This window comes from Levilactobacillus koreensis JCM 16448, assembly GCF_001435525.1.
Lineage (GTDB): Bacteria > Bacillota > Bacilli > Lactobacillales > Lactobacillaceae > Levilactobacillus > Levilactobacillus koreensis.
On the sequence record NZ_AZDP01000058.1, the window covers coordinates 1 to 3,168 of the forward strand.

Annotated in this window: 4 protein-coding genes and 1 tRNA gene; 1 reads left to right on the plus strand and 4 read right to left on the minus strand. The window is 39.4% G+C overall.

All coding sequences use genetic code 11. From position 1 onward, the window contains the following. Positions 1-131: 131 nt before the first annotated feature. Positions 132-992, plus strand: a complete 861-nt coding sequence (locus FC99_RS04695) for an IS982 family transposase (RefSeq protein ID WP_048735887.1) — start codon at positions 132-134, stop codon at positions 990-992. Positions 993-1,228: 236 nt separating this feature from the next. Here FC99_RS04695 and FC99_RS14120 read toward each other — a convergent pair whose 3' ends face one another. The 4 genes from FC99_RS14120 to FC99_RS04715 all read right to left on the minus strand — a co-directional run bounded on the left by FC99_RS14120 (position 1,229) and on the right by FC99_RS04715 (position 3,077). Continuing rightward, on the minus strand, positions 1,229-1,699 hold the full coding sequence (locus FC99_RS14120) for a hypothetical protein (protein ID WP_053083562.1): 471 nt from the start codon (positions 1,697-1,699) through the stop codon (positions 1,229-1,231). A 30-nt stretch (positions 1,700-1,729) separates the two neighbouring features. Beyond that, a complete protein-coding gene (locus FC99_RS14125) occupies positions 1,730-2,020 on the minus strand; it encodes a hypothetical protein (protein WP_235805864.1) in 291 nt (96 codons plus the stop codon). A gap of 513 nt (positions 2,021-2,533) precedes the next feature. Further along, positions 2,534-2,621, minus strand: a tRNA-Ser gene (locus FC99_RS04710). A gap of 57 nt (positions 2,622-2,678) precedes the next feature. Further along, positions 2,679-3,077 (minus strand): TIR domain-containing protein, encoded by a 399-nt coding sequence (locus tag FC99_RS04715; RefSeq protein WP_048735886.1) that lies wholly within the window; start codon positions 3,075-3,077, stop codon positions 2,679-2,681. Positions 3,078-3,168 lie beyond the last annotated feature (91 nt).

Genomic DNA, 3,168 nt, shown 5'->3' on the forward strand with positions numbered 1-3,168 from the left:
GACGCCATTCTTATTTTTAGTCTAAAATTCAATACGGTCAGTTATTGGGTGCTTACAGTTGATTAAATTTGGACAAAAATAGCCCGACAAGGCTACACTATAGTTACTCTACTAACTAAGAAGTGAATGCCATGTTGGACCAATTACAGTATAAGCAATCAGTTGTTCGAATTCAATCACCACTTGTTAAATGGGTAAGACTATTATTGCCGTTGTACCGGCGATTCGTGCCTGCATCTATACGTTTTAGAAAGAATTATAAATTGGCCAAATTGAGTGATATTAACTTATTGGCCTTACTTTGTTGGCAGGTTGAACTGGGCATTACTGATCAACGCCGATTTTACCGACAGCTTATAAGCCTTGGATTCTCTGGCCTTCCTGAACGCTCTAGATTTTGCCGGCTTAGTGTGCGCGCTGGTACGATACTCAAATTGATACGTAACGGTCTGATTAAAACTGTCATTCCCAAGCCAAGATATACCATTATTGACAGCTTTCCAATGCCTACTTGCCATCCAATCCGCAATCATCGTGCCAAACGCTTCAAGTCAATCGCAAATATTGGGTTTAATGCGACGAAAAAGCAGTGGTATTACGGATTCAAGGGCAGTTTTGAAGTGACCGACCAAGGAGTTGCGGTTGCGTACACGATTACGCCGGCTTCCGTGCATGACATTAACATGGTAAAAACATTATTAGACCAATACGCATGCCCACATGTTCTAGCTGATGTCGGTTATCTAGGGAAAAGTTTAAAGTATACGTTAGCCGGTGTTGGGATTGACTTTTGGACGCCGCTACGTCGTAATATGCTTCATGGCGGGGTTAACGACCAATTATTAATGCGTGATCGCAGGTATATTGAAACCGTATTTTCTCAATGGGGAGATATGTTTGGTCTCGAAAGAAACCGAGCACATTCTTTTGCCGGATTTCAAACGAGAATCGAGCAATGTTTGTTGTTGGATACTCTTAAGAAAATCAACTAGCACCAAGTGTATTCTATATACACTTGTTATTACTATCGTTGTAGGCGGTGTTTCCAGAATTACTTTCAACTCAAGTGATAATTCTCAAAGCAAGAGTGTATCCTCTTCCAAAACGTCTAGCAGCACAACAGAAAACGATGTTCTAGAGGAACTATCAGCTAAGAAACTAACTGAATATAATTCATTGATCCCATAAAAAAGGGGATATTTCTTGTCTGAAAGAAGCTCAAGCATTATTACATGGCACGACTTATCAGAGCTCCGATGACGCCACCAATAATTAAATTTAAAATCCAAGATACAAACTTCCCCCAAGTTGTTTCTTGCATCAAAGTATAATAACCACCCAATGAATCGCCATATACTTCTTTACGGCTAGAGTTGACTTTTAAAGTATTATTAATAGCTTGCGTTAAAAAATCATTAAAAACATCGACTTTACATGCTGCTGAGAAGCTTAATTTAACATACTCCTTATTATCAAAGGCGGCAGCCTCATCTTTTCCAATTAAAAAGTCTCTAGGATTCATGCTGTTTTTATCCATTAAGGATTGGATTCTGGGATTGGCTATATACCCTTTACCATACAATTTAATAAAAAGATTAGACAAATCTATTTTATCTGAATCTCTAATGACTTCAGGGATACCACCTAAAACTTTATAACGTTGTTCGATTGCATTAAAACCATAATTACTGTCTCGCATGTTCCAATGAATCCATGTTTTGGACGTATTCTACTTAACAAAAGAAAAAAAAGCCCCTAACATCTCTTTTTCAAGACTATCGTACCTAGCTTGAATATTGTCAAAACCTATCTGTTGAATTTCAGCTATTTGATGAATAGCAAAAAGCTTAGTTTGATTACTGTCAATATCTTTTATTGCAATGGCAGTAATACGTGGACTCCTGCCTTGGGTTGAATAGAAGCTTTCACAGGCATAGTGAATAATAAGATAGTGGTCTTTATGATTTTCAATATCTTTTAACAGTTGCTTCGCTTGTTTATGATCGCTAAAGCGTGACATTTGTACCTCCTGGTTAGTTAACTTTTTAATTATACAGCAGAAAGCAAAATGATATACAGAAACAATTGAGAATAATAAAAAAATTTGCGAAACTTTTTGCGCTACTATTGACAATATTCTCGACAGACTAAACGAGTAAAAACGAAGTATTCCATCGTTGACGCCTGTATTTAAGTCAACACGTTCACCGAGCATAACTATTTACCCCACATGCCTTACTATAGGCATAAATAAAATGGTCACGCGCTAGTATCTGCTTCCGGAACCGCGAACATTACCCTCACTTGTCACTATCGATAGTCAGTCTCTTGATGTGTAAGGCCCCTAGAATCCTGTACTCTCGGGAATACGTAGACCATAAATTGCTGATTTAGAAGGAATCTATGCGCAAATTATGCGCAAACTCTTTTGATTTTACCCTACTTTTTAGCGAATTCTAAAAAACAGGAACCTCGCTAAACGTTGATTTAACGGGATTCCTGTTTTTTATTATTGTTCTCATAAGGCATAATAAGGAGAGTACAGGATTTGAACCTGCGCGCCGGTATTAGCCGGTTCGACGGATTTCGAGTCCGTTGCATTACCACTCTGCCAACTCTCCAAGTCATTACTCTATATATTTTACCAATAATGACCATAAATGCAAGGCCTGAATAAATTAAATAATCCGCTGCACCAAATCTTCCGGCCGAAACGGGTCGATCCAGATGGGTTGACTGTCCATCAATGCCAGTGGCATCATGTTTGTGCTATCCAATTTTACTGCTAAAACTTGTTTGTCCTCTTTGCGGGCCATTAAAATTTCCCAGTCAGTCCATTCCGATTGCCACGTTTCACGGCTAATAACGATCAAGACCTGGTGCGACTGCTTGATTTCCCGATGGATTTCTCGGCGAAGACGCCCCGACTGCCGGCCATTGAACTTAACTGGTGGCTGCTGCTCGTGAAACCTGATAGTTGGAAACTCCCACTCCCGCTGTGCCCACTCCTGGAGTTGAACCTGAAACGAATGGGCTAGCGGGTCAGCAGACTGGTAACTAATAAAAAGATCGCTCACAGGTCAAACTCCTCTCTGATTTGAATTACCCTTAGTCCCAATTTATTCATAAAAGGACTAGAATGTTTTGACTGTTCCTACAGTCTCAAGC

Bases quoted from the DNA above. Each gene is read 5' to 3' on its own strand.
- FC99_RS04695 (WP_048735887.1), top strand. From the start codon at position 132: ATGTTGGACCAATTACAGTATAAGCAATCAGTTGTTCGAATTCAATCA.
- FC99_RS14120 (WP_053083562.1), bottom strand. From the start codon at position 1,699: ATGCGAGACAGTAATTATGGTTTTAATGCAATCGAACAACGTTATAAA.
- FC99_RS14125 (WP_235805864.1), bottom strand. From the start codon at position 2,020: ATGTCACGCTTTAGCGATCATAAACAAGCGAAGCAACTGTTAAAAGAT.